The organism is Rhizobium sp. GW821-FHT14E12 (genome assembly GCF_058803745.1).
Genome location: NZ_JBXAPH010000002.1, coordinates 236199 through 258396, shown reverse-complemented (window position 1 = coordinate 258396; position 22198 = coordinate 236199). Strand labels below are relative to the sequence as shown.

Sequence of the window (22198 nt, the reverse complement as noted above, 5' to 3'; positions counted from 1 at the left end):
ATCCCGATCATTCTTTCCTGACGTTGTCGGGAAAGTTGCCGATCTAGAAGCCCATGAAGCCCGGTTGCTTGACGAGCGCCGGGGCCTTTTCCAACGCGGTCAAATCAACCTTCGGGACGCCGAACTCGGCGTCTCCGGCTAGAATTGCCTCGATCTCGGCCGCCACCTGCAAGACGCCGGTGTCATCATGACGCCGGCCGACGATCTGCAGACCGAAGGGCATGCCTAGCGTGTCGCGGCCGACCGGAATGGTGATCGAGGGATGGCCGGCAAGGGTCGAGGCATAGGCCATGGCCAGCCAGTGGTAGTAGCTTTTGGTCGGCTTGCCGTCGATCTCTTCCGGATAGAGTTCGTGCCAGTCGCGCGGGCTGATCGTTACCGCCGGGCAAAGCACATAATCATGGGTTTCAAAGAATGCCTGCCAGTCGCGGTAATAGCGGCCTTGCTTGACGAGCGCATCGGCGATGTCGAGCGGACCGTAGCTCAGGCCCTCTTCGACATTGGCGCGGACAAGCGCCCCGACCTTATCCGGATGGGACAACATCAGCTTGTGATGTGTGCCCAAGAACATCACGCCGCGCAGGACCGAAAAGATGCGGTCGGCATCCGCGCAATCCGGATGCGTCTCTTCAACCATGCCAAGATGATTCGACAGCCGCTTCGTCACCCGCCTGAAACTATCGCGGATGACCCGTTCGGTCGGCGCAAAGCCGAAATCCTCGGTAACGGCAATGCGCAGGGAGGCGAGGTCGGGGCGACGACCGGCTCCAAACCGATCCGCCTGCCAGGCGGTCTTGCCATCAACGACGACCGTATAGGGATCGAGCCTGTCCGGCCGCGCCAATACGGATAGCATCAGCGCCACATCGGCGACATCGCGACCCATAGGCCCACTCGTCGGCAGCGGCATCAGGGCCATGGCGCGCGTATCGCCGGGCACGACGCCCGGCGAGGGGCGAAAGCCGACGACGCCGCAAAAAGCGGCGGGATTGCGCAGGCTGCCACCCGTATCCGATCCAGTCGCCAGCGGCGCCATTCGGGACGCAAGGAGCACAGCCGAGCCGCCGGAGGAGCCGGCTGCACTCTTCGTCGTGTCATGCGGATTGGCGGTGGCACCATAGACGGCATTGCGGGTATTGCCGCCAGCGCTCCATTCCGGATTGTTGGTCTTGCCGAGCGGGATCGCCCCTGCCCCACGCATGGCTGCAACGATCGCGTCATCCTTGGTAGCGATATTGTCGCGGTAGATTTCCGAGCCGAAGGTAGTCGGCAGGCCGGCCACGTCGATCATATCCTTGACGCCGAAAGGCAGGCCATGCAGCGGGCCGAGCGCTTCGTTGCGCGTTACCTTCTCTTCGGCCAGTCTTGCCTCGTCTAGAACCCTGTCGAAATTATAGGCCACCAGAGCGTTCACCGCCGGGTTAAGCCTCTCGACCCGCTCGATACAGGCCTCCGCCAGTTCAACCGGCGAAAGACTCTTACGCCCGATCAGCCGGCGCGCCTCCAGCGCACCGAGATCCGCGGGGTTGGACTTGCTCATGGCGACACCTTTCTGAAGGATAGGATGGAGTATCAGCAAGCCATCAGGCGTTTGCCGTCAGGTTGACTGCGTTCTCGGCGATATCGAGGAACAGCGCCGTCATCACCTGCATACCTTCGCGCGCGATCGGGATCAGAACATGCTCGTTCGGTCCATGTTGGCCGCATTCGGCATAGGAATGCGGAATCCAGATCGTCGGCAGCCCGAGAATCTCGGTGAAGGCATCGTTCGGCAGCGACCCGGCGAGATTGGGCAGGACATGCGGGCGGCGACCAACGCTGCGCGTCAGGGACTCCTCGACGAACCGCACCCATGGGTGATCCGGTGAAAAGCGCGTCGCCTGGAAGGCCTCGCCACGCGCGGCGCGCACCTCGACCATCGGAAAACCATTGGCGTCGAGATGGCGGCGCAGGGCCGGGATGATATTGTCGATATCCGTGCCGACCACAAAGCGCAGCTGACAGGCGGCCCGGGCCGAACCCGATATGGCATTCTGCGGCGCATCGATATTGCCGGAGGAGAGCGCGAGAACGGCAAAGGAATTCCAGCCGAAGACCCGTTCGCTCGGCGTCAAATCGCTCTCGCCCCAATCGGCATCATGCTGGCGCGGCGGCAGGTCGCGCAGGACGGCGCGGATATCGGGCGTGAGGCTGGTCGGGCGCCATTCGGCAATCTTGATCTGGCCGCGCGCATCGGTGATCGTCGCGATTGCCTGGGCGAGAATAATGGCCGGATCGGCGAGCAGGCCGCCGAAATTGCCGGAATGATGGTCTCCGTCGCGCAGATTGACGATAAGATTGAAGGACATGCCGCCACGCGACCCCATGAACATGGTCGGCGTGTCGATGGCCAGACGCGGCCCGTCCGAGGCGATCAGCACATCCGCCGAGAGCCGGTCGCGGTTGGCGGTGAAGAACTCCCGCAGGCCGAAAGAACCGGTCTCCTCGGCCATCTCCAGAATGATCTTCGCATTGAAGCCGAGGCGACCGTTCTTGCGGATCAGCAGTTCAAGCGCCTTGATGTTGATGAGGTGCTGGATCTTGTTGTCGGCCGTACCGCGGCCGTAAAGCTTGTCATCCTCGCGGGTAAGCCTGAACGGCTCAAGACCCTCGCGCCAGCGATGCGCCTCGCCATTGCAGACATCGCCATGGCCATAGACCAGCACAGTCGGCAATTCGTCACCCTCGATGCGGTCGGCGATCAGGAGCGGCGCTCCTCCCTCTCGTGGATTATCGAAGATCTCGACGGAAAAACCCATGGAGAGCAGCAGCGGCTGCATTTCCTTTTCCAGATAGGCCTGAAGCTCCTCCCACCGGCCCTCGGACTGGCTGACCGAGCGTCGTGCCACAAGCCTCGCGAGGTCCACCTCGAGCCCGCCGCTGTCGACATAATCAAGGGCGGCCTCGATCACTTGCACTCTGTCCATGGAACTGCCTACCTCGTTGCGTCGGCAGCCGATAATGCTGCCATATTGGGCGCTTCCCAGCCGCGGCCGGGCATGGCGGCGAGCAGTTGGCGCGTATAGGAATGTTGGGGATTACCGAAGATGTCGTCAACGGCGCCGTATTCGACCACCTCCCCTTTCGACATGACCAGAATATGGTCTGAAATCTCGGCGGCAACCCTTAGATCATGGGTGATGAAAATCACTGTCAAACCAACGCTCTTCCGGATGTCATCGAGGAGTTTCAGCACATCCTTCTGCACTGAAACGTCAAGCGCCGAGACTGCTTCATCGGCAATCAGGATCTTCGGCTCGACCATGAGCGCGCGAGCAATCGAAATGCGCTGGCGTTGCCCTCCGGAAAACTGCACCGGATAGCGGTCAAGCGCATCCTCCTCAAGGCGGACGATCCGCATCAGTTCCCGTGCCTTTTCCATTGCCTGCTTGCGCGGCACGCCGAAATTGACAGGCCCCTCGACCAGGAGATCGCCAATGGTCCGGCGCGGATTGAGCGAGCCGTAGGGATCCTGGAAGACGATCTGGATATGCTTGCGGAAATTCCTCCGTCCGTCTGCGGTCCTCATGTCCAGCCGGTCATTGCCGATCCAGATGGAGCCGTCATCAGGCTCGACCAGCCCCATGAGACAGCGCACAAGCGTCGTCTTGCCGGACCCCGATTCCCCGACGATGCCGAGCGTCTGTCCCTCGAGCACGGTGAAATCCGTCGGTTTGACGGCTTGAACCTTGCGGGCCGGCTTGAAGAATGTGCGGGCGGTCGAGAAGGTCTTCTCGATACCGGCGACGCGCAGTGCAATCGGCGCGGACATCTCCGGATCTCCCTTGCCGCCATGCCGCTTCGGGACGGCATCGATCAGCATCCGCGTGTAGGGATGGAGAGGGTTGTTAAGCACTTGTTCGACAGGTCCCTGCTCGACCACCACGCCCTTCTGCATGACGACGACGCGATCGGCGATCTCTGCCACCACATCGAAATCATGGGTGACGAACAGAATGCCGGCCTTGCGGCTTTCCTTCAGCGCCTTGAACATGTCGAGGATCTGCGCCTGCGTGGTGACGTCGAGCGCCGTGGTCGGCTCGTCGGCGATCAGCAGACGCGGCTCCATGGCAAGCGCGATGGCGATGACGATCCGCTGGCGCTGACCGCCGGACAGCTGGTGCGGATAGGCATGGTAGAGCCGCTCGGGTTCCGGAAGCCGCACCTCCTTGAGGAGCGCCATGGTGCGCTCGCGACGCTCGGTCTTTGAGAGCGTGGTGTGAGCCTTGAAAACCTCTTCGATCTGATCGCCGACCGTGTAGCACGGGTTGAGCGCACTCATCGGCTCCTGGAAGATCATGCCCATGCGGTTGCCGCGCAGGCCAGAATGCTCGGCCTCGGAGAGCTTGAGCACGTCCCGTCCCTCGAACAGGATCTCACCGGCGGAAGGCTTCAGCACCTTTGGCAGCAGCCCCATGGCCGCAAAGGAGGTGATCGACTTGCCGGAGCCGGACTCCCCGACGATACAGAGGATTTCCTTCTCACGGATATCCAGCGACAGATTGCTGACGGCATGCGGACGATCGCCTCCCCTTGGGAGATCGATGGTGAGGTTGCGGATCGAAAGGACGGGTTCGGCAACGTTCGTCATCAGTTTCTGCCCTCCGGCGCGGTGATGTCGCGAATGCCGTCGCCCAACATGTTGATCGCAAAGACCAGAACGAACAGGGCGATGCCCGGAATGGTGATCAGCCAGCTCTCGAACAGCAGCATTTCCTTACCCTCGGAAATCATCAGGCCCCAGGACGGGGTCGGTGGCTGCACGCCAAGGCCGAGGAAGGAGAGCGCGGCCTCCAGAATGATGGCATGGGCCATTTCCAGCGTGATGATGACGATCAGTGCGTTCATGACATTCGGCAACACGTCCTTGAAGAGGATGCGCGGCAGGCTGGCGCCGAGCACTTCCGCCGCCGCGATGTAGTCCGTCTGGCGCACCTGCATGGTCGCGCTTCGCAGCACCACCGCGAACCGATCCCAGAGCAGCAGGCCCAATATCGACACCACGACCGTCAGCGAGCCGCCGAAAAGCGCAACGACGGCGAGAGACACCAGCGTCGCCGGCAGGGCCAGCCGCACCGATACAATGAACATCACGACAGCATCCACCTTGCCGCCGAAATAACCGCCAAGAATGCCAAGCGTGGTGCCGATCACAGCAGAGATCATCGCTGCGGTAAAACCGATCATCAGGGAGACGCGAGCGCCATAGATCAGTCGTGAGAGGTAATCCCGGCCAAGCGCATCCGTTCCGAGCACATGCTTCCAGTCGCCGCCGAGGAAGACCGGCGGCACGAGGCGTGCCAGCAGATCCTGTTTATAGGGATTGTGCGGCGCGATAAGCGGCGCAAAAAGCGCGATCAGAGTGACCAACAGCAGGATGACAAATCCCGCCATGAAGCCGCGATGCTTCAGCGCCCTGCGCATGATGGCCCGGGACGGCGCTGGCGTGGCTACGGCCTGGATGACGGTTGCTGTTTGGGACATATCGTTCATCTCAGGCGGCCCTCAGACGTGGATCGAGCCATGCGTTCAAAACGTCGGCCAGAAAGGTGAAGACGATGTAGAACATCGCAAAGATCAGGATCAGCGCCTGCATGGTCGGCAGGTCGTTGCGCGAGATCGATTCCCACGCGAGGAAGCCGGCGCCATGCAGCGCGAAGATCGTTTCCACCACGACGGAGCCGCTGAACATGAAGCCCAGCTGCACGGCGCTCAGGCTGACGACCGGAATGATGGCGTTGCGCAGCGCATGCTTGAACAGCACCTTCCTTGGCTTCAGGCCCTTGGCCCGGGCGGTCCGGATATAATCGGACGACAGGACTTCCAGCATGCCGGCGCGAGTGAGCCGCATGATTGCGGGCGTCGCGTAGTAACCAAGAACGATTGTGGGCAGGATATAGCCCGTCCAACTCCCGGTTCCGGACGCCGGCACCAGGCCGAGATTGACCGAGAAGATCACAATCAGGATCAGGCCGAACCAGAAACTTGGTATGGCCTGTCCGACGACGGCAATGCCAAGTGCCAGCCGATCGATGATGGTGTTCGGAAAAGCGGCGGCGAGGACACCCATCGGGATCGCCAACAACAGCGCGAAGCTCATGCCGAGAAAGCCGATCATCATTGTCACCGGCAACCGATCGGCAATCATTCCGGAAACCGGCTGCTTGAAATAGTAGCTCATGCCGAAATCGCCGGAGAGCGCCCGCATCAGCCATTCGACATATTGGAACATCAATGGCTGATCGAAGCCATACTGGCTACGGATTGCGGCGATCACCTCCGCTGGAGCGCCCTCGCCGGCAATCGCGATGGCCGGATCGCCAGCCATGAACAAGAGAATGAAGCTGATGAAAGACACAGTCAGCGCCACCAGCGCCGCCATACCGAGTTTGGTCAGGACAAATTTCAGCATCGTGTACCCTTAAACGGGAGGCGCGACCGGGCTGGCCGCTCCTGTCACTCTGAAACACCTCGTTCGGCGCACCCATGGATGCGCCGAACGACGGATGCACATGTCATTTCCAGCCGATCTCGTTGAAACGGACCAGTTCATCGGGCGTGGGGGTGAAAGAGACGTCTTTGCTCATGATGTAGTTGGTCGAATAGTTCCAAAGCGGCACCCAATAGGCCTTGTCGGCAATCGTCGACAGCGCCTGCTTGTAGAGCGTCTTGCGCTCAGTCGGATCGACGGAGGAATCGGCTTTCTCCAGAAGATCCGACAGGTTCTTGTCGCGTGCGTCGTCTTCGCCGCCCATGGTGAAGAATTCGCTGGTGATGGCCGAGGCATCAGCGATGGAGTTGGAGCCCCATGTCAGAAAGGACATAGGCACGCCTTCCTTGATGCGCTTTTCCCGCAGCGCCGCATATTGCAGGTATTTGAGGTTGGCCTTGATCCCGACTTCGGCCAGCATGCCGATCATGGCTTCCGCCAGCGGGCGATCGCGATAGGCATAGAAATCGATCTCGAAGCCATTGGGATAGCCTGCCTCCGCCAGGAGGGCCTTCGCCTTGTCCGGATCGTAGGAATAGGAAGCGACGTCGGCAGCGCAGCCGAACTGGCTTGGCGAGCAGGCGCTGTTGATCACCTCGGTCGTGCCCTTCATCAGAGCCTTGACGATGCCGTCACGGTTGATCGCGTGGTAGACCGCCTGCCGGACCCGCACGTCCGTCATCGGATTTTTCGCGCCGCTCCGACCAGCTGCATCGAGTGAAAGATAGCCGACGCGCATCGTCGGCGCGTTGACGACCTGGAAATTGCCCCGGCCGGCCATCTTGTCGGCCTGGTCGGACGGCACCTGCCAGACGAGATCGATCGTGCCGTTGAAAAGCTCGGCCATCTGCGTGTTGATGTCGGGGATGGTGCGGATATCGATCGTTCCGACCTTGGCTTTCGGCTTTGCGGCAGCAAAATAATCGTCGTTACGCTTCAGCACATAATGCTTGCCGGGCTCGACACTGACGACCTTGTAGGGGCCGGTTCCGATCGGCTTGGTTGCAACCCCAGCCGGTCCGACGGCCGCGTAATATTCGTTCGGCTGAATGATGACAGGCCCCGCGAGATATTCGAGCGCCGCCGGAAAAGGTCCGTTGGTGTGAATACGGACCTTGAATTGATCGATCTTCTCGGCCTTTTTGATCCAGCTGGTCGCCACCGTGTTCTTGGCGCCATTCTTCGGATCGATCATATAGTTCAGCGTATAGACCACGTCGTCGGCGTCGAACGGCTCGCCATTGTGGAATTTTACCCCTTGGCGCAGCGTCAATTCCAGCGTCGTCGAATCCACCCACGACCAGCTGGTTGCGAGATTGCCGACATACTGGCCCGACTTCGGATCGCGATAGAGAAGGCCGTCCCAGACAGCGTTTCCAAGCAGAACGCCCTCGCGCGCCGTGTTGAAATAGGGATCGATATGCTCGAGCTCCTTCGAAAAGGCGATCGAAATGGTGTCGTCCGCTTTCCCGGCATTGGCAGTAGGCGCCAGCAGGAGCGGCAAAAGCAGGGCGGCGGCAATAACAGCTAGTCTCATTGAAGTCCCCTTTATTGCCCATTATATGGGCATTTTTATTTGATGCCTATACTATATCCAATTCTGATTTACTGTATACAAAAATTAAAGATTGCACGCATAATTTCCATTTTGCGCGCAACGTCTTGTTATCGTAGGCATTGGGCAGCACAACTTCGGCAGGAGAGATCATCGTGGCTCAAAACAGACCGCCAGCGTCGGACGCGCTCTACGAACGCATCGAGACCCTGATTGCCGAAGGGGTTCTCAAGGATGGAGAGCGCCTGGACGAGGTGCGCCTCGCCGGCGATTTCGGCGTGTCGCGCACGCCGCTTCGCGAGGCCTTGCGCCTGCTCTCCTCGACCGGACTGGTTGAACTCATCCCGAACCGCGGCGCCTTCGTGCGGCAGCCGAGTTTCACGCGCCTTGTCGAGATGTTCGAAGTGATGGCAGAAGTCGAAGCCTGGTGCGCGCGGCTTGCCGCCGGTCGCATCACCAAGGCACAAGTGCTGCTTCTGCGCCAGACGGCATCCGCCTGCGAGGCAGCCTTGCAGGTGCAGGATTACCATCGCTACTACGCCGAAAACGCGACGTTCCACAATATGATCTACGAAGCCTCCGGTAACGGTTTTCTTGTCGAGGAGGCGCGTAATCTGCAACGGCGCCTGAAACCGTTTCGCCGGGCGCAACTGTCTTTTGGCGACCGGCTTTCCCAGTCGATGAGCGAGCATCGAGAAATCCTGATGGCGCTCGAGGCCGGCGATATCTCTCGCGCCGAAACGGTGATGCGCGATCATATTCGGGTGCAGAGCAGCACCTATGAGGAATACCGCCTGTCGATCGTCGACGTTCCGACGACCGAGCACTCCGCCTCCTAGACGGACGGCAATACGCGCGAAAAGAGCCGCAGTCTGGGCACCGCCGCCCTCTCGCGAGGGAGGAGACTGTTGTGACAATGTCCACCTGGTCGATCTCGCGCTGCCCATATACCTCCTGAGCCATCCTTGCCCGGTTGCGCGATCCGGCCGGGAGGTCCCGGTCGGATCGCGTATTTCAACACTCAGCCGTTGCGGAACGTGTAGGCGTAGCCGTTGATTGCCGGGGCGCCACCGAGATGGGCGTAGAGAACCTTCGAGCCCTCCGGGAAATACCCCTTCTTCACCAGGTCGATCATACCCTGCATGGATTTGCCTTCGTAGACCGGGTCGGTGATCATCCCTTCCAGCCTTGCGCAGAGCCGGATGGCCTCCTTGGTCTCATCCGATGGCACGCCGTAGACCGGATAGGCATAGTCCTCGATCAGGACGATATCGTCCGACGAAAGCTCCCGGCCGAGTTCGACCAGTTCGGCGGTGCGCTGGGCAATTTCCAGCACCTGCGCCTTGGTCTGCTCGGGCGTGAAGGATGCGTCGATGCCGATGACCTGGCGCTCGCGGCCGTCCTTGGCAAAGCCGACGGTCATGCCGGCATGGGTTGAACCCGTCACCGTGCAGACGACGATATAATCGAACTTGAAGCCGAGCTCTTCTTCCTGGGCGCGAACCTCCTCGGCAAAGCCGACATAGCCAAGCCCGCCATATTTGTGCACGGATGCACCGGCCGGGATCGGATAGGGCTTGCCGCCCTTGGCCTTGACGTCCTCGATTGCGTCTTCCCAGCTCTGCCGGATGCCGATGTCGAAGCCTTCGTCGACCATCTGCACATCCGCACCCATGATGCGGCTCAAGAGAATATTGCCAACGCGGTCATAAACGGCATCTTCATGCGGAACCCAGCTTTCCTGCACGAGCCGGCACTTGAAGCCGATCTTGGCGGCAACGGCGGCGATCATGCGCGTATGGTTGGACTGAACCCCGCCGATCGACACCAGCGTATCCGCGTTCGAGGCAATCGCATCGGGAATGATATATTCCAGCTTGCGCAGCTTGTTGCCCCCGAATGCCAGCCCGGAATTGCAGTCTTCTCGCTTGGCGTAGAGCTGCACCTTGCCGCCGAGATGTTCGGAGAGCCGTTCCAGCTTCTCGATATGGGTCGGACCGAATGTGAGCGGATAGCGCTCGAATTTCTCCAGCATGAATTCCCCTTCAGCTTGTCGTGATACGAGGAAGACGCTAGCATCACTTCAATGAAAGGTGCTCTCGAAGGTGAAGCTTATATTTCTTCTTTGACGCGTAAAATTCCAAATCTAAATTCTTTTCATCCATAATATCCCATATTTTCGGAAGATTCTTTCATGGCCTCAGAACTGGACCGCATCGACCTGAAAATGCTCCGCCTGTTGCAGAAGAACGGGCGTCTCAGCAATGCCGAACTCGCGCAATCGGTCGATGTCAGCCCCGCAACCTGCCATCGTCGCACGCAGCGCCTATTCGAGGAGGGCTACATCAAGACCGTGCGGGCGATGATCGAGCCGCAAAAGGTCGGGCGGGGTGCTTTGGTGATGGTCGGTGTGGTACTCGACCGGTCGACGCCCGAGAGCTTTGGCGCATTCGAAAAAGCCGTTGCCAAATTGAGCTTCGTTCTCGACTGCAATCTCGTTGCTGGCGATTTCGATTATTTCCTGAAGATCCGCGTCGGTGACATGGCCGATTTCAACCGCATTCACGGCACGCAGTTGATCGCCCTGCCCGGCGTCCGCCAGACCCGAACCTTCTTCGTCATGAAGGAAGTAGTGGACAATGCCTTACTGGAATTCTAGCTGGCCGCGCATCTCACGCGACCAGCAGATATCTCAGAACAGGTGTTACCTCAGACAAGCCCTGGCACAATCAGGACAAGCCAGGCGACGATCGGGCCAATGATGGCGATCAGGGCGCTATAGATCAGCAAAGTTTTCAGCACGCTCTCCCGCTCGGTTTCCTGCGCGTTGGCGACGACCAAGGCGCCGTTCGTCGAAAACGGGCTGGTATCGACGATGGTCGTGGAGATCGCGATTGCGGCGACCACGCCCACGGCACTGATATGCCCTTGCAGGAGGAAAGGCACGGCAAGCGGAATGATCGCGCCCAGAAGGGCCGTCGACGAGGCGAAAGCGGAGACGATGGCGCCCGTGAAGCACAGAAGCAACGCCACCAGCAACGGCATCCCCAGACTGGAAATGCCATGCGCGACGTAATCGATCGTACCGATTTTCTCCATGACGCCGACATAGGTGATGATGCCGGCGATCAGGAGCACGGTCGACCAGCTCACTTTGTCTATTGCCGCCTTCTGGGTCTTCGGTGACAGCAAAGCCAGGACAACAGCGACGGTGATCGCCACCAGGCCGACATTGAACTTGAAGACCAGCGCACCGACCGCCAATGTGGTCAAGCCGACCAGCGTCGTCAGCCGCTCCGCCGTCAGACCGGCAAGCGCCGTCTCTTCTTTCGTTTCCACCTCAAAGACATGATGGCTGATGGGTGCTGCGCGCGTGCCGCCGTGGCCGACGATGGCGCGCGTCACGCCTTTGGGATGCAGGTCCGGCAAGGGACCGGACGCGGCCGGCTGCTTGCGCAAAATCTTCGGACCACCGAAGATGAAGAAGACCAGAACGGCGATGGCGAGGTTGAAGAAGAAGCTCGACAGGAACAGCGAGGTCGGCGCGAAGGGCAGCCCGGCCTTCTGAACGATCTGGTTGGTGATGCCGCCATAGACGCTGATCGGCGAGAAGCCGCCCGCTTGAGCCCCATGGATCACCATCAGCCCCATCATCACAGGACTGATGCGATACTGGAACGCGAAACCAAGCGCCACCGGCGCAAGGATCGCGACGGCTGCCGGACCGAGCGCGCCAAAACCGGTGATGATCGCGGCGACAAGGAACATGACCCAGGGAATCCAGGCAACATGTCCGCGCACCAGCTTGACCGCGCCCTCGATCAGCCAATCGATGGTGCCGTTGATCTGCGCGATCGCAAAGAGATAGGTGACCCCGACTAGCGTCAGGAACAGGTCGCTCGGAAAGCCCGCGAAAATCTCGCTCGCCTTCATGCTCATGACGAGCGAACCGATCAGGAAGGCGCAGGCAAAGGCGAGCGCACCCATATTGATCGGCTGAATCGTTGCAATGACGAACATGCCGGCAAGCAGCACGATCGACAGGATCTGGATATTCATAACTTCCTCCCTCCGGCAACCTCCTCAGGTGCCGGTCCCCATTTTGATGAATGCATAATCAATTCCGCGCCGGTGCTACTCCCAAGCACCAAGGCGGGGGCAAGCGCCTCTCAGGTGGCCTTCTCGTAAAGATCCTTGAATTGGTCGCGCAGCAGGTTCTTCTGAACCTTGCCCATCGTGTTGCGCGGCAGTTCCTTCGTGAAGATAACCCGCTTCGGCTGCTTGTAGCGCGCAAGGCGATCCTGCAATGCGGCGAGCACGGCCTTTTCGTCCAGTATCACGCCGCGCTGAAGCACCACGACAGCCGTCACGCCCTCGCCGAAATCCGGATGCGCGACACCGATCACCGCGCTCTCGACGACGCCGTCGAGCTGGTCGATCTCGTTTTCGACTTCCTTCGGATAGATGTTGTAGCCGCCGGAAATCACGAGGTCCTTGCCACGGCCGACGATATGGACATAGCCATCCGCGTCGATCTTGCCGAGGTCGCCGCTGATGAAATAGCCGTCCTGGGTGAATTCAGCCGCCGTCTTTTCCGGCATGCGCCAATAGCCCTTGAAGACATTCGGGCCCTTGATTTCGATTATGCCGGTCTCGCCGGCTGACAGCGTCGCTCCTGTGGCCGGGTCGGTAATCCTCACTGTGACACCCGGCAGCGGGAAGCCGACCGTCCCGGCCCGGCGCTCGCCATCATAGGGGTTGGAGGTGTTCATATTGGTCTCGGTCATGCCGTAACGTTCGAGAATGGCGTGACCAGTGCGCTGCTGGAATGAAACATGTGTTTCCGTCAGAAGCGGCGCCGAGCCCGAGATGAATAGCCGCATGTTGGCGACGGCATCCCGGTTCAATCCCTCGTGTTGAAGCAATCTGACATAGAATGTCGGCACGCCCATCATCAGCGTTGCCTTCGGCATCAGCGATAGGATTTCGGCAGGATCGAACTTCGGCAGCAGGAACATCGATGCGCCGGCAACCAGCGTGACGTTGGTCGCGACAAAGAGACCGTGCGTGTGGAAGATCGGCAATGCGTGGATCAGCCGGTCCGCCGCCGTCACGCGCCAATATTCGCGCAGCGCAAGCGCATTCGACAGCAGATTATCATGCGTGAGCATGGCACCCTTGGAGCGGCCGGTGGTGCCGGATGTGTAGAGGATCGCGGCGAGGTCATCGGGAGCGCGGGCAGCGTCGATAAAATCAGCGGGCTCCTCCCGGGCGAGATCCGTCAGCGATCCCGCGCCATCCGCATCCAGCGTCTCTACGATCGCGCCATAGCGCTGCGCAAGCTTCTCGACGTCGGCCCGAGCCTTCGGTGAGACGACGACGAGCCTCGGCTCGGCATCGCCGATGAAATAGTCAAGTTCAACAAGCGTATAAGCGGTGTTCAGCGGCAGATAGACCGCTCCTGATCGAACGCAGGCGAGATAGAGCATCAAAGCCATCGGGCTCTTCTCCACCTGAACCGCGACGCGGTCACCGGGGCGAACGCCAAGCGCGTCGATGGCGCTGGCAAGCTGCCCGGAAATGCGCAGCGCATCCCCATAGGTCCATCGCTCGCCGCTAACGGTTTCGATGAAAACAGCATCGTCGGACGTTGCAGACGCCCTGATGGCGTCGAACAGGTGATTGCCCATAACTCTCCTCCTAAATCTGCTGCTCAGGTCTTTTGCATTTCGCCATGGCGCCGCCGGATCGGGCTGCCGAGACCAGCGTCGGACGCACCCGTCTCGGCCAGTTTCTTCACCTCCGGAGAGGCCGCGACCTCGCCGTGTTGCGCAAGGGCTTCGTGGTTTTTCTCGATATCATCAAGCTTGTAAAGATAGTTGACCATCAGCCCATGGGACTGGCGCATCGCCTTCGGTGACCGATCGGCGAGAAAGTTCAGCCGCTCCAGGCGGGCACCGTTGCCGAGATGAAAACGGGCGACCGGATCGATTGGTCGTCTGCCGTTGCCTTGCTCCTTGACGAAATAGCGCGCCGCGAGCGGCAGCAGCACGGCCTTGACGGCCTGCGATCGCTCGGGATCATCCGCCCAGTCCGGTTCATCAAGCAGGGCAAGGGTTTTCAGCGTCTGCTCGCTAAGGCCGGCATCGGCCGCCTTGCGCAATCTTGCCAGCCAGCCGGCAAAGCCCGGAACGGGCGACAGGGTGACGAAAGTCTTCAGGCCGGGCAGATCCCGGCGCAGATCCTCCACGACCTGCTTGATCAGGAAATTGCCGAAGGAGATGCCGCGCAGCCCTTCCTGGCAATTGGAAATGGAATAGAAGACCGCCGTCGTCGCATTCTGGGCGGCAATCGGAGACCGGCTTTCGTCGAGCACATCCGTGATGGCGGCGGGGATCGCCGTGGTCAGGGCCACCTCGACGAAGATCAACGGATCGTCGGCGAGACGCGGATGGAAGAAGGCGAAGCAACGGCGATCGGGCGGCACCAGCCGTCGCCGCAGTTCATCCCAGCCGGCGATCTCGTGCACGGCCTCGTATCGGATGATCTTCTCCAGAAGATCGGCCGGGGTCGACCAGTCGATCGGACGCAGCGTCAGGAAGCCGCGATTGAACCAGGATCCGAAGAGATGGGCGAAATCGGCGTCCACGGCACGGAATTGCTCCGTTGCATCCTTCATGCCCAGCAGGCGCTCACGCATCTCTACCAGTTTTGCCGTACCCTTGGGCGCAAGATTGAGCCTGCGCACCAGCTCCTGGCGGCGCGGCTCAGCCGCCTGATGCAGATCGATAAGCGCGTTCGAATTCCTGTCGCTGCGATAGCGGTCGATGGCCTTGTCCAGTTTGAGAACATCGGGGCCGAATTTGTCGTGGAGCATCAGCATAAAATCTCGCTGGCCAGTCGGATCGAGTTCAGACCAGCGCTGAAGGATCTCGGCGGCCAGAGCCATGCCTGAGGCTTCGCCCCGGCTCGACAGGAGCATGTTGCACAACGTTTCGAGCGTCGTCTCGGCTTGAACCGGCTCGGCGCGCGTGCCCACCGCGAGCAGCCTGCGTCCGCGATCCGTGATGCTCTGCATCATGTCGCTGAAGAAGGAGATGCCTGCCATGTCAGTATCCTCCTGGCGAAGCGGGATTGGGGTGGAAACAGCCCTCCCAAGCGTTTCCGGTACATAAAGCAGCTCTGACGAGCGCGCTCATTTGTGTGCGACATATCTATTGTGGTATCGTTCTTAAGTTACCTTGTGCGCAAAGTAAACAATCTTGCATACAAGAATTTGATTTTTGCATTGGAGAGCGTGGAAAACATGTCCGAGAATGTCGTTCAACGCCTGCGCGACGAGATCGAAAACGGTATCATTTCAAACGACTTCGCTCCGGGCGAACGGTTGGACGAGGTGCAACTGGCCACGCGCTTCGGTGTGTCGAGAACGCCGGTGCGCGAGGCGCTGATGCAGCTGAACGCGATCGGACTGGTGGAAATCCGTCCGCGCCGCGGCGCAATCGTCATCGATCCGGGGCCGCATCGCATTTTCGAGATGTTCGAGGTAATGGCCGAGATCGAGGGCATGGCCGGTTCGCTGGCGGCGCGACGACTGACGGACGCCGATCGCGCTGCGATTCTCACAGCCCATGCCGACTGCAAGCGCTCGTCCTCCGCCGGCGACAGCGACGCCTACTATTACGACAACGAGCGCTTTCACAGGGCGATCTATGCCGCCAGCCACAATGATTTCCTCTCGGAGCAATGCGTGGCGCTGCACCGCCGCCTACAGCCCTATCGACGTCTTCAACTGCGCGTCCGCAATCGTGTCGCGACATCGTTTTCCGAGCATGATGCGGTTGTGGAGGCGCTTTTTGCCGGCGACGCGGAACACGCACGCACGCTTCTACGTCAGCATGTCAGCATCCAGGGCGAGCGCTTCAGCGATCTCGTGTCGACCTTGTCGCGCAGGTAGACTGTCGGGGCCGACGCATCACTTCTTTGGCAGCGACACGGTGCCGGCTGTATCCAAAGCGGGAACTGTGCCATGAAGCATGGACTTTAAACACAACATCTTTGAGCGGTGCGATCATGAAGAAAATCGGTTTCCTGTCGTTCGGGCACTGGACGCCCTCACCGCAATCGCAGACCCGCTCGGCTGCCGACGCGCTTCTGCAGTCCATTGATCTCGCCGTCGCGGCCGAGAAGCTGGGTGCGGACGGAGCCTATTTTCGCGTCCATCACTTCGCCCGCCAGCTTGCGTCGCCCTTCCCGCTGCTGGCAGCCGTCGGCGCCAAAACCAGCAGTATCGAGATCGGCACGGCCGTCATTGATATGCGCTACGAAAACCCGCTCTACATGGCTGAGGATGCCGGCTCGGCCGACCTCATCGCCGGCGGGCGCCTGCAGCTCGGCATCAGCCGCGGCTCCCCTGAACAGGTCATCGATGGATGGCGTCACTTCGGCTATGCGCCGCCCGAAGGCGAGAGCGAATCCGACATGGCCCGGCGCCATGCGGAAGTCCTGCTCGACGTGCTGCAAGGCGAAGGCTTTGCCCAGCCGAACCCACGGCCGATGTTTCCCAACCCTCCGGGCTTGCTGCGGCTAGAGCCGCACTCCGAAGGCCTGCGCGAAAGAATCTGGTGGGGCGCAAGCTCCAATGCCACGGCGCTCTGGGCGGCCAAGCTCGGGATGAACCTGCAAAGCTCCACTCTCAAGGACGATGAGAGTGGGCTTCCCTTTCACGTCCAGCAGGCCGACCAGATCAGGGTGTATCGCGAGGCATGGAAGGCGGCCGGCCACAAGCGCGAGCCGCGCGTGTCGGTCAGCCGCAGCATCTTCGCGCTTATGACCGATCGAGACCGCACCTACTTTGGAAACGGCAATCAGGGCGAAGACAAGATCGGCTTCATCGACGACAAGACCCGGGCAATCTTCGGCCGCAGCTATGCGGCCGAGCCCGACGCTCTGATCAAGGAACTGGCACAGGACGAAGCCATCGCGGAAGCCGACACGCTGCTCCTCACCGTGCCGAACCAGCTCGGCGTGGAGTATAACGCGCATGTGATCGAGGCGATCCTCACCCACGTCGCCCCGGCCCTCGGCTGGCGTTAACGCCAGCCGCAGATTGAGGTTCCCCTGCCGGCGCGTCTCATTGGTCGAGATAGCGCTCTGTCAGGCGCGCCCACATGGCGGCCCCGACAGTCAGGCTTTCATCGGCGAAATCATATTTGGCGCTGTGCAGGATTGCCGAATTGACGCCGTTGCCAAGGCGAAGAAAGCTGCCCGGTCTGTGCTCGAGATAATGGGAGAAATCCTCGCTGCCGGGAATGAGCGCACAGGTGCCGACCTTGTCGGCGCCGACGAGTTCCTCGGCAACGACACGGGCAAATTCCGTCTCCTTTTCGGAGTTCACGACAACGGGGTGGCCATGCAAATAGTCGATGGCGACCTGCGCTCCATATCCTTCCGCCACCGCTTCCGACAATTTCCGGATCCGCGCTTCGAGGAGTTCGCGCACCTTCGGATCGAACGAGCGGATGCTGAGCAGCATCTTCGCGCTTTCCGGGATGACGTTTGCCGCTTCGCCCGCATGGATCGAACCTACGGTGATCACGGCTGTCTGCGTCGGATCGATGCTGCGGGAAACGACCGACTGCAAGGTAACGACGAGATTGCAGGCGACCACGACGGGATCGATGGTCAGGTGCGGACGCGAGGCATGGCCGCCCTTGCCGGTGATGGTGATCTCGGCAGTGTCGGCCGCGGCCATCAGCGGGCCGGAGCGCATGAGCCAGGTCCCCTCAGGTGCGCCGGGATGATTGTGCAGACCGAAGATCGCGTCACAGGGAAAGCGCTCGAAAAGACCGTCATCGATCATCGCCTGGGCGCCGCTCCTCGCACCGGCCTCTTCGGCTGGCTGGAAGATGAGGTTCACGGTGCCGTTGAAGCGACGGGTGCGTGCCAGATATTCGGCCGCACCGAGCAGCATCGTCGTGTGGCCATCATGACCACAGGCATGCATCTTTCCCGACACATTGCTGGCATAGGGCTTGCCGGTCTGCTCATTGATCGGCAGCGCATCCATGTCGGCGCGGATGGCGATGCTCTTCGTGCCTGCACCAACCTTCAGACGGGCGACAACACCATGGCCACCGACATTGCGGTGAACTTCGTAGCCCCAGGCCTCCAGCTTCTCAGCCACGAAGCGGGCGGTCTCTACCTCTTCGAAGGATAGCTCCGGATTGGCGTGAAGGTGCTGCCGGATACCGGTCAGTTCGGCTTTCATCGGTTCGAAATCCGAGAGGCGGGCAAAGTCGTTGTCGAGGGTCATGGCTGTTCCAGTGGTTTGCATGAGCGGCACGTCAGGCCCGCATGAGGCCGGCGGTCTCGCATCTGATCGGAAACTGTCGCGCTAGATGAAGCGCGACAGGAAGCTTCTGGTTCGCGGATGCTGGGGATTGCCGAGCACATCGTCCGGCCGGCCCTGCTCGACGACCTTGCCGCCATCCATGAACACAACACGGTCGGCCGCCTCGCGAGCAAAGCCGATCTCATGGGTGACGACGATCATCGTCAGCCCCTGCTTGGCGAGATCCCGCATGGTGGCGAGCACCTCGCCGACAAGCTCCGGATCGAGCGCGGATGTCGGCTCGTCGAAAAGCATCAGCGTCGGCTTGATCGCCAGCGCCCGAGCAATCGCCACACGCTGCTGCTGGCCACCGGAGAGCTGGCGCGGGTAATTATCGGCTTTGGCCGAAAGCCCAACCCGATCCAAGAGGACGCGCGCATTCTCGATCGCCCTGGCGCGGCTTTCGCCATGGATGCCGACCGGAGCCTCAATGATGTTCTGCAGCACCGTCATATGCGGATAGAGATTGAACTGCTGGAACACCATGCCGATCTTGCGCCGCTGCAGGGTAATCGCATGGTTGGACAGGCGCTCCAGCCGGCCCTTGCGAAAGCGATAACCGATCTGCTCCCCATCGACCTCGATCGATCCGCGATCGATGGCTTCCAGGTGGTTGATGCAACGCAGGAAGGTCGATTTTCCGGATCCGGACGGTCCAAGAATGACCACCACTTCCCCCGGCGCAACGTCGAGATCGATGCCTTTCAGGACTTCGAGGTGATCGAAAGACTTATGGACGTTACGAGCCCGCACAAGTGGCACCACGGTCGCGATCGCGTTCATTGGCCTGCCTCCTGTGCTACCAGCTGGGACGGGGTCGGTGCAGCCAACGCAATTTCTCTCACAGGCTTAGCCCCGCCGGAACGGCGGTCACCACGGCCGTAGTAGCGCTCGATATAGCTCTGGCCGACATTGAGCACCGAGGTGATCAACAGATACCAGATGACGGCGACCAGCAGCATCGGCACGACTTCGAAAGTGCGATTATAGATCGACTGGACCGAATAGAGCAGATCCGCCATGGCGATGACGCTGACGAGCGAGGTCGCCTTGATCATGCTGATAAGCTGATTGCCGGTGGGCGGCACGATCGAGCGCATGGCCTGTGGGATGATGATACGGCTGAGCGCGCGGGCACGCGTCATGCCGAAGGCCTCGGCCGTCTCGAACTGGCCCTTGTCGACGGACAGCAGGCCGCCGCGGATGATCTCCGCCATATAGGCAGCCTCATTCAGCGCCAGACCGGCGATCGCCGCTGTCATCGGACTGATGACCGAATTCGTATCCCAGCTCACGAAGGTCGGGCCGAAGGGAATGCCGATCGAAAGCGTCGGAAACAGGGTCGAAAGATTGTACCAGAAGATTAGCTGAACGAGCAGCGGCGTGCCGCGGAAAAACCAGATGAAAAGAGAGGCCAGCGAATTCGCCAGACGGTCCTTCGACAATCTGGCGATTGCCAGCAGCAGGCCGAGCACGATACCGAACGCCATGGCAACGACTGTCAGGCCCAGCGACACGTAGAGGCCGCTGATGACAGTCGGATCGAAGAAATAATGCGCCACGACCGACCAGCCGAAATTCTCATTGCCGGCGACCGACCAGGCGAAGTAGGCCGCAATTGCCAGCGTGACCGCCCATGCCGCCAGCCGGCCCATGGGGAAAGGGCTGTGAGCATTCGCCACATCCAGGGCATTCGCATCACCAGCTGGTGATGCGATCTTGTCGGCCGCCGTACTCATTTCGGCAACGTCCCGCCAAGGTTGATCCCTGGCTCCTTGATCATGTTGTTCTCAAGGCCCCACTTCTTCATGATCGCGGCATAGGCGCCATTGTCTATCAGAAGCTTGACGGCATCCTTGAGAATAGGTCCGAGCGGCGAGCCCTTCGGCACGACAGCGCCCTGGTAAAGATCCTCGAAGCCGTTCTTCTGGCCGACGCCGGTCAGTTCCAACTGGCCGTTTGCCTGCGAAACGAAATAGGTGAGCGGCGCCTGGGAGGAGAAGAAGGCATCCGATCGCTTTGACCGGACTGCAAGAATGGAACTCGGCTGATCGGTAAAGGACTGAACCTCGATTGCGCCCTTGCCGTCGGTCTTGCACTTCTCGGCCTGAACCTGAATAACCCTCTCGGCGGAACCGCCCGCCATGACGGCGATACGCTTGCCGCAGGCCGTCTCCAGCGAAGTGATGCCCTTTGGATTGCCCTTCTGGACGGAGAAGACGACGAATTCCTGAACCCAGTCGACAAAATCATTCGCCTCTTCACGGCTCTTGAAATCGCCCACCGGGCCAAAGGCGAATTGATAGCGGCCGGAATTGATACCGGCGAGCAGGGCGGGAAGGCCGCCGACCGTCTCATGCGCGATCTTCACGCCGAGCACCTCGCCGATGGCATCGGTCAGATCGGCGCTTGCACCGGTCAATTCGGTGCCGGTGACGATCTCATAGGGAGGAAACGAACCATTGTTGACGGAAATCATCTTGCCGGCCGCGCGGATACTCTCGGGCAGTTTGGCCCGGAGCCCCTCGTTCACGGACAGCTTCGGAAGGCCGGCATCCTGCGCAAACGCGGCACTGGAGATCATCAGGCTTGCCAGAGCAAGGCAGGTTACTTTTTTAAACGACATGCACGTTCCCCTTTTTTGGTTTGTATTCCTGCGTGTCAGCCGGCGCTTTGGTGTCGATACGGCTGCCATCGGTGTCGAACTGAAAGAGCTCTTCCGGCGTCAACAGCCGAGGCAAAACGCCCTGCACATGCAGCTCATTGGCGAAATCATGGATCATCGCGCGATTTACTGCAAAGCCGCTCGCATCCCAGCCCTGCGGCAACTCGACCGATGACTTCAGAAGTTCATCGAACATCCAGGGCGTGGTCTCGGCATATTTACGCCGTTTGTTCAGCCACATACGCTGGGATTCATCGATCAGCGCGCTGAGTTCGGCAATCACCCAGGGATGGTCGGCAACGAAATCGGCCTTCAGGCCGATGAGATGCATGCCGGGGACATAGCCGACCTCGTCGAAGTATCGACGCTCGGCACCGCGAAAATCGGACAACACCTGTCGGAAGGGCGAACCCTCTGCAAAATAGCCGTCCGGCATAAACGGCGTGAAGATCGCGTCCAGTTCGCCATCTCTCAGAAGGTCGACCATGGGCCGCTCGCCGGGTGCAGCCTCGATGCGGCCGGCACGGCCAAAGCCATCGAGACGATCGACGATCGGATGCGCCTCGGTCAGCCGCCCCGCGTACCACATGGCATCCTCGACGCCGACGCCTTCGCGACGGAGCGCTGCCCGGGTCCAGGTATTGCCGGAATCGCGCCAACCGGTGACACCGATACGCTTGCCCGCCAGATGCCCAAGCTCGGTGATCGGGCTGTCCTTGGTCGTGATCACGCAGCGGTGGCGAAAGCCGCGCATGATGAAATTCGGGATACCCACGACGCTTTCGTCGCCATCGATGCGAAGCTGCGTATAGCGGCTGAACGACATTTCCGCCGCATCATACGCCTCGCTCTTTCCGACGTGCGAAACTAGGGTGCCGATCCTGTCCACCTTGATGTCAAGCTTTGGAGAGGAGACGTCGCCGAGGACGAGCGGCGTCATGTAGTCCCAGTCACGAAGGGCAAGGCGGAGAGTCAGAGGCATGGACATTCACTCGCTGAAATCTTGTTTTCGAAGTGAATAAATGTTCAAATAGAGCCGATCAAATGTTATTACGT

General features: G+C 60.5%; 19 protein-coding genes. 4 read left to right on the top strand and 15 right to left on the bottom strand.

Annotation, left to right across the window (positions count from 1 at the left end; all coding sequences use genetic code 11):
* Positions 1-43: 43 nt before the first annotated feature.
* From AC1RO0_RS09370 to AC1RO0_RS09345, 6 genes are all read right to left on the bottom strand, one after another.
* Positions 44-1540, bottom strand: a complete 1497-nt coding sequence (locus AC1RO0_RS09370) for an amidase (protein ID WP_498592626.1) — start codon at positions 1538-1540, stop codon at positions 44-46.
* 43 nt (positions 1541-1583) lie between these two features.
* Complete coding sequence (locus AC1RO0_RS09365; RefSeq protein ID WP_498592625.1) at positions 1584-2966, bottom strand: M20 family metallopeptidase; 1383 nt, start codon at positions 2964-2966, stop codon at positions 1584-1586.
* 8 nt (positions 2967-2974) lie between these two features.
* On the bottom strand, positions 2975-4630 hold the full coding sequence (locus AC1RO0_RS09360) for a dipeptide ABC transporter ATP-binding protein (protein ID WP_498592624.1): 1656 nt from the start codon (positions 4628-4630) through the stop codon (positions 2975-2977).
* Entirely contained in the window at positions 4630-5532 is a 903-nt protein-coding gene (locus AC1RO0_RS09355; RefSeq protein WP_498592623.1) for an ABC transporter permease, read from the bottom strand. The genes AC1RO0_RS09360 and AC1RO0_RS09355 overlap by 1 nt, the downstream gene beginning before the upstream one ends.
* Before the next feature lies 1 nt (position 5533).
* Complete coding sequence (locus AC1RO0_RS09350; protein WP_498592622.1) at positions 5534-6451, bottom strand: ABC transporter permease; 918 nt, start codon at positions 6449-6451, stop codon at positions 5534-5536.
* Between the two features lie 103 nt (positions 6452-6554).
* Positions 6555-8066 carry an ABC transporter substrate-binding protein gene (locus AC1RO0_RS09345; RefSeq protein WP_498592621.1) on the bottom strand — a complete coding sequence of 504 codons (1512 nt, stop codon included), beginning with the start codon at positions 8064-8066 and terminating at the stop codon, positions 6555-6557.
* Positions 8067-8239: 173 nt separating this feature from the next.
* Between AC1RO0_RS09345 and AC1RO0_RS09340 the strand changes: the two genes are divergently transcribed.
* On the top strand, positions 8240-8923 hold the full coding sequence (locus AC1RO0_RS09340; RefSeq protein ID WP_498592620.1) for a GntR family transcriptional regulator: 684 nt from the start codon (positions 8240-8242) through the stop codon (positions 8921-8923).
* Positions 8924-9105: 182 nt separating this feature from the next.
* Here AC1RO0_RS09340 and AC1RO0_RS09335 read toward each other — a convergent pair whose 3' ends face one another.
* Positions 9106-10119, bottom strand: coding sequence for a 1-aminocyclopropane-1-carboxylate deaminase (locus tag AC1RO0_RS09335; protein WP_498592619.1), 1014 nt, complete (start codon positions 10117-10119; stop codon positions 9106-9108).
* A 159-nt stretch (positions 10120-10278) separates the two neighbouring features.
* Between AC1RO0_RS09335 and AC1RO0_RS09330 the strand changes: the two genes are divergently transcribed.
* Positions 10279-10743: an Lrp/AsnC family transcriptional regulator gene (locus AC1RO0_RS09330; protein ID WP_183689516.1), complete on the top strand. Its 465-nt coding sequence runs from the start codon at positions 10279-10281 to the stop codon at positions 10741-10743.
* Between the two features lie 50 nt (positions 10744-10793).
* On the opposite strand, the gene AC1RO0_RS09325 is transcribed toward AC1RO0_RS09330, so the two are convergent.
* The 3 genes from AC1RO0_RS09325 to AC1RO0_RS09315 all read right to left on the bottom strand — a co-directional run bounded on the left by AC1RO0_RS09325 (position 10794) and on the right by AC1RO0_RS09315 (position 15192).
* Positions 10794-12143 carry an SLC13 family permease gene (locus tag AC1RO0_RS09325; protein WP_498592618.1) on the bottom strand — a complete coding sequence of 450 codons (1350 nt, stop codon included), beginning with the start codon at positions 12141-12143 and terminating at the stop codon, positions 10794-10796.
* A 110-nt stretch (positions 12144-12253) separates the two neighbouring features.
* Positions 12254-13774 carry a malonate--CoA ligase gene (locus AC1RO0_RS09320; RefSeq protein WP_498592617.1) on the bottom strand — a complete coding sequence of 507 codons (1521 nt, stop codon included), beginning with the start codon at positions 13772-13774 and terminating at the stop codon, positions 12254-12256.
* A gap of 23 nt (positions 13775-13797) precedes the next feature.
* Positions 13798-15192 (bottom strand): malonyl-CoA decarboxylase, encoded by a 1395-nt coding sequence (locus tag AC1RO0_RS09315; RefSeq protein ID WP_498592616.1) that lies wholly within the window; start codon positions 15190-15192, stop codon positions 13798-13800.
* A 198-nt stretch (positions 15193-15390) separates the two neighbouring features.
* On the opposite strand from AC1RO0_RS09315, the gene AC1RO0_RS09310 reads away from it, so the two are divergent.
* On the top strand, positions 15391-16041 hold the full coding sequence (locus tag AC1RO0_RS09310) for a GntR family transcriptional regulator (protein ID WP_498592615.1): 651 nt from the start codon (positions 15391-15393) through the stop codon (positions 16039-16041).
* A 116-nt stretch (positions 16042-16157) separates the two neighbouring features.
* Entirely contained in the window at positions 16158-17180 is a 1023-nt protein-coding gene (locus tag AC1RO0_RS09305; protein WP_498592614.1) for an LLM class flavin-dependent oxidoreductase, read from the top strand.
* A gap of 37 nt (positions 17181-17217) precedes the next feature.
* Here the strand turns inward: AC1RO0_RS09305 and AC1RO0_RS09300 are convergent, their stop codons facing one another.
* From AC1RO0_RS09300 to AC1RO0_RS09280, 5 genes are all read right to left on the bottom strand, one after another.
* Positions 17218-18399 carry a M20 aminoacylase family protein gene (locus tag AC1RO0_RS09300; protein ID WP_498592613.1) on the bottom strand — a complete coding sequence of 394 codons (1182 nt, stop codon included), beginning with the start codon at positions 18397-18399 and terminating at the stop codon, positions 17218-17220.
* Between the two features lie 81 nt (positions 18400-18480).
* On the bottom strand, positions 18481-19260 hold the full coding sequence (locus tag AC1RO0_RS09295) for an amino acid ABC transporter ATP-binding protein (RefSeq protein ID WP_498592612.1): 780 nt from the start codon (positions 19258-19260) through the stop codon (positions 18481-18483).
* Positions 19257-20216 carry an amino acid ABC transporter permease gene (locus AC1RO0_RS09290; RefSeq protein ID WP_498592611.1) on the bottom strand — a complete coding sequence of 320 codons (960 nt, stop codon included), beginning with the start codon at positions 20214-20216 and terminating at the stop codon, positions 19257-19259. Before AC1RO0_RS09290 ends, AC1RO0_RS09295 begins: the two co-directional genes overlap by 4 nt.
* Complete coding sequence (locus tag AC1RO0_RS09285; RefSeq protein WP_498592610.1) at positions 20213-21103, bottom strand: ABC transporter substrate-binding protein; 891 nt, start codon at positions 21101-21103, stop codon at positions 20213-20215. The genes AC1RO0_RS09290 and AC1RO0_RS09285 overlap by 4 nt, the downstream gene beginning before the upstream one ends.
* Positions 21093-22124 carry a substrate-binding domain-containing protein gene (locus AC1RO0_RS09280; protein ID WP_498592609.1) on the bottom strand — a complete coding sequence of 344 codons (1032 nt, stop codon included), beginning with the start codon at positions 22122-22124 and terminating at the stop codon, positions 21093-21095. Before AC1RO0_RS09280 ends, AC1RO0_RS09285 begins: the two co-directional genes overlap by 11 nt.
* Between the last annotated feature and the right edge of the window lie 74 nt (positions 22125-22198).

Bases quoted from the DNA above. Each gene is read 5' to 3' on its own strand.
- AC1RO0_RS09370 (WP_498592626.1), bottom strand. From the start codon at position 1,540: ATGAGCAAGTCCAACCCCGCGGATCTCGGTGCGCTGGAGGCGCGCCGG.
- AC1RO0_RS09365 (WP_498592625.1), bottom strand. From the start codon at position 2,966: ATGGACAGAGTGCAAGTGATCGAGGCCGCCCTTGATTATGTCGACAGC.
- AC1RO0_RS09360 (WP_498592624.1), bottom strand. From the start codon at position 4,630: ATGACGAACGTTGCCGAACCCGTCCTTTCGATCCGCAACCTCACCATC.
- AC1RO0_RS09355 (WP_498592623.1), bottom strand. From the start codon at position 5,532: ATGAACGATATGTCCCAAACAGCAACCGTCATCCAGGCCGTAGCCACG.
- AC1RO0_RS09350 (WP_498592622.1), bottom strand. From the start codon at position 6,451: ATGCTGAAATTTGTCCTGACCAAACTCGGTATGGCGGCGCTGGTGGCG.
- AC1RO0_RS09345 (WP_498592621.1), bottom strand. From the start codon at position 8,066: ATGAGACTAGCTGTTATTGCCGCCGCCCTGCTTTTGCCGCTCCTGCTG.
- AC1RO0_RS09335 (WP_498592619.1), bottom strand. From the start codon at position 10,119: ATGCTGGAGAAATTCGAGCGCTATCCGCTCACATTCGGTCCGACCCAT.
- AC1RO0_RS09330 (WP_183689516.1), top strand. From the start codon at position 10,279: ATGGCCTCAGAACTGGACCGCATCGACCTGAAAATGCTCCGCCTGTTG.
- AC1RO0_RS09325 (WP_498592618.1), bottom strand. From the start codon at position 12,143: ATGAATATCCAGATCCTGTCGATCGTGCTGCTTGCCGGCATGTTCGTC.
- AC1RO0_RS09320 (WP_498592617.1), bottom strand. From the start codon at position 13,774: ATGGGCAATCACCTGTTCGACGCCATCAGGGCGTCTGCAACGTCCGAC.
- AC1RO0_RS09315 (WP_498592616.1), bottom strand. From the start codon at position 15,192: ATGGCAGGCATCTCCTTCTTCAGCGACATGATGCAGAGCATCACGGAT.
- AC1RO0_RS09310 (WP_498592615.1), top strand. From the start codon at position 15,391: ATGTCCGAGAATGTCGTTCAACGCCTGCGCGACGAGATCGAAAACGGT.
- AC1RO0_RS09305 (WP_498592614.1), top strand. From the start codon at position 16,158: ATGAAGAAAATCGGTTTCCTGTCGTTCGGGCACTGGACGCCCTCACCG.
- AC1RO0_RS09300 (WP_498592613.1), bottom strand. From the start codon at position 18,399: ATGACCCTCGACAACGACTTTGCCCGCCTCTCGGATTTCGAACCGATG.
- AC1RO0_RS09295 (WP_498592612.1), bottom strand. From the start codon at position 19,260: ATGAACGCGATCGCGACCGTGGTGCCACTTGTGCGGGCTCGTAACGTC.
- AC1RO0_RS09290 (WP_498592611.1), bottom strand. From the start codon at position 20,216: ATGAGTACGGCGGCCGACAAGATCGCATCACCAGCTGGTGATGCGAAT.
- AC1RO0_RS09285 (WP_498592610.1), bottom strand. From the start codon at position 21,103: ATGTCGTTTAAAAAAGTAACCTGCCTTGCTCTGGCAAGCCTGATGATC.
- AC1RO0_RS09280 (WP_498592609.1), bottom strand. From the start codon at position 22,124: ATGCCTCTGACTCTCCGCCTTGCCCTTCGTGACTGGGACTACATGACG.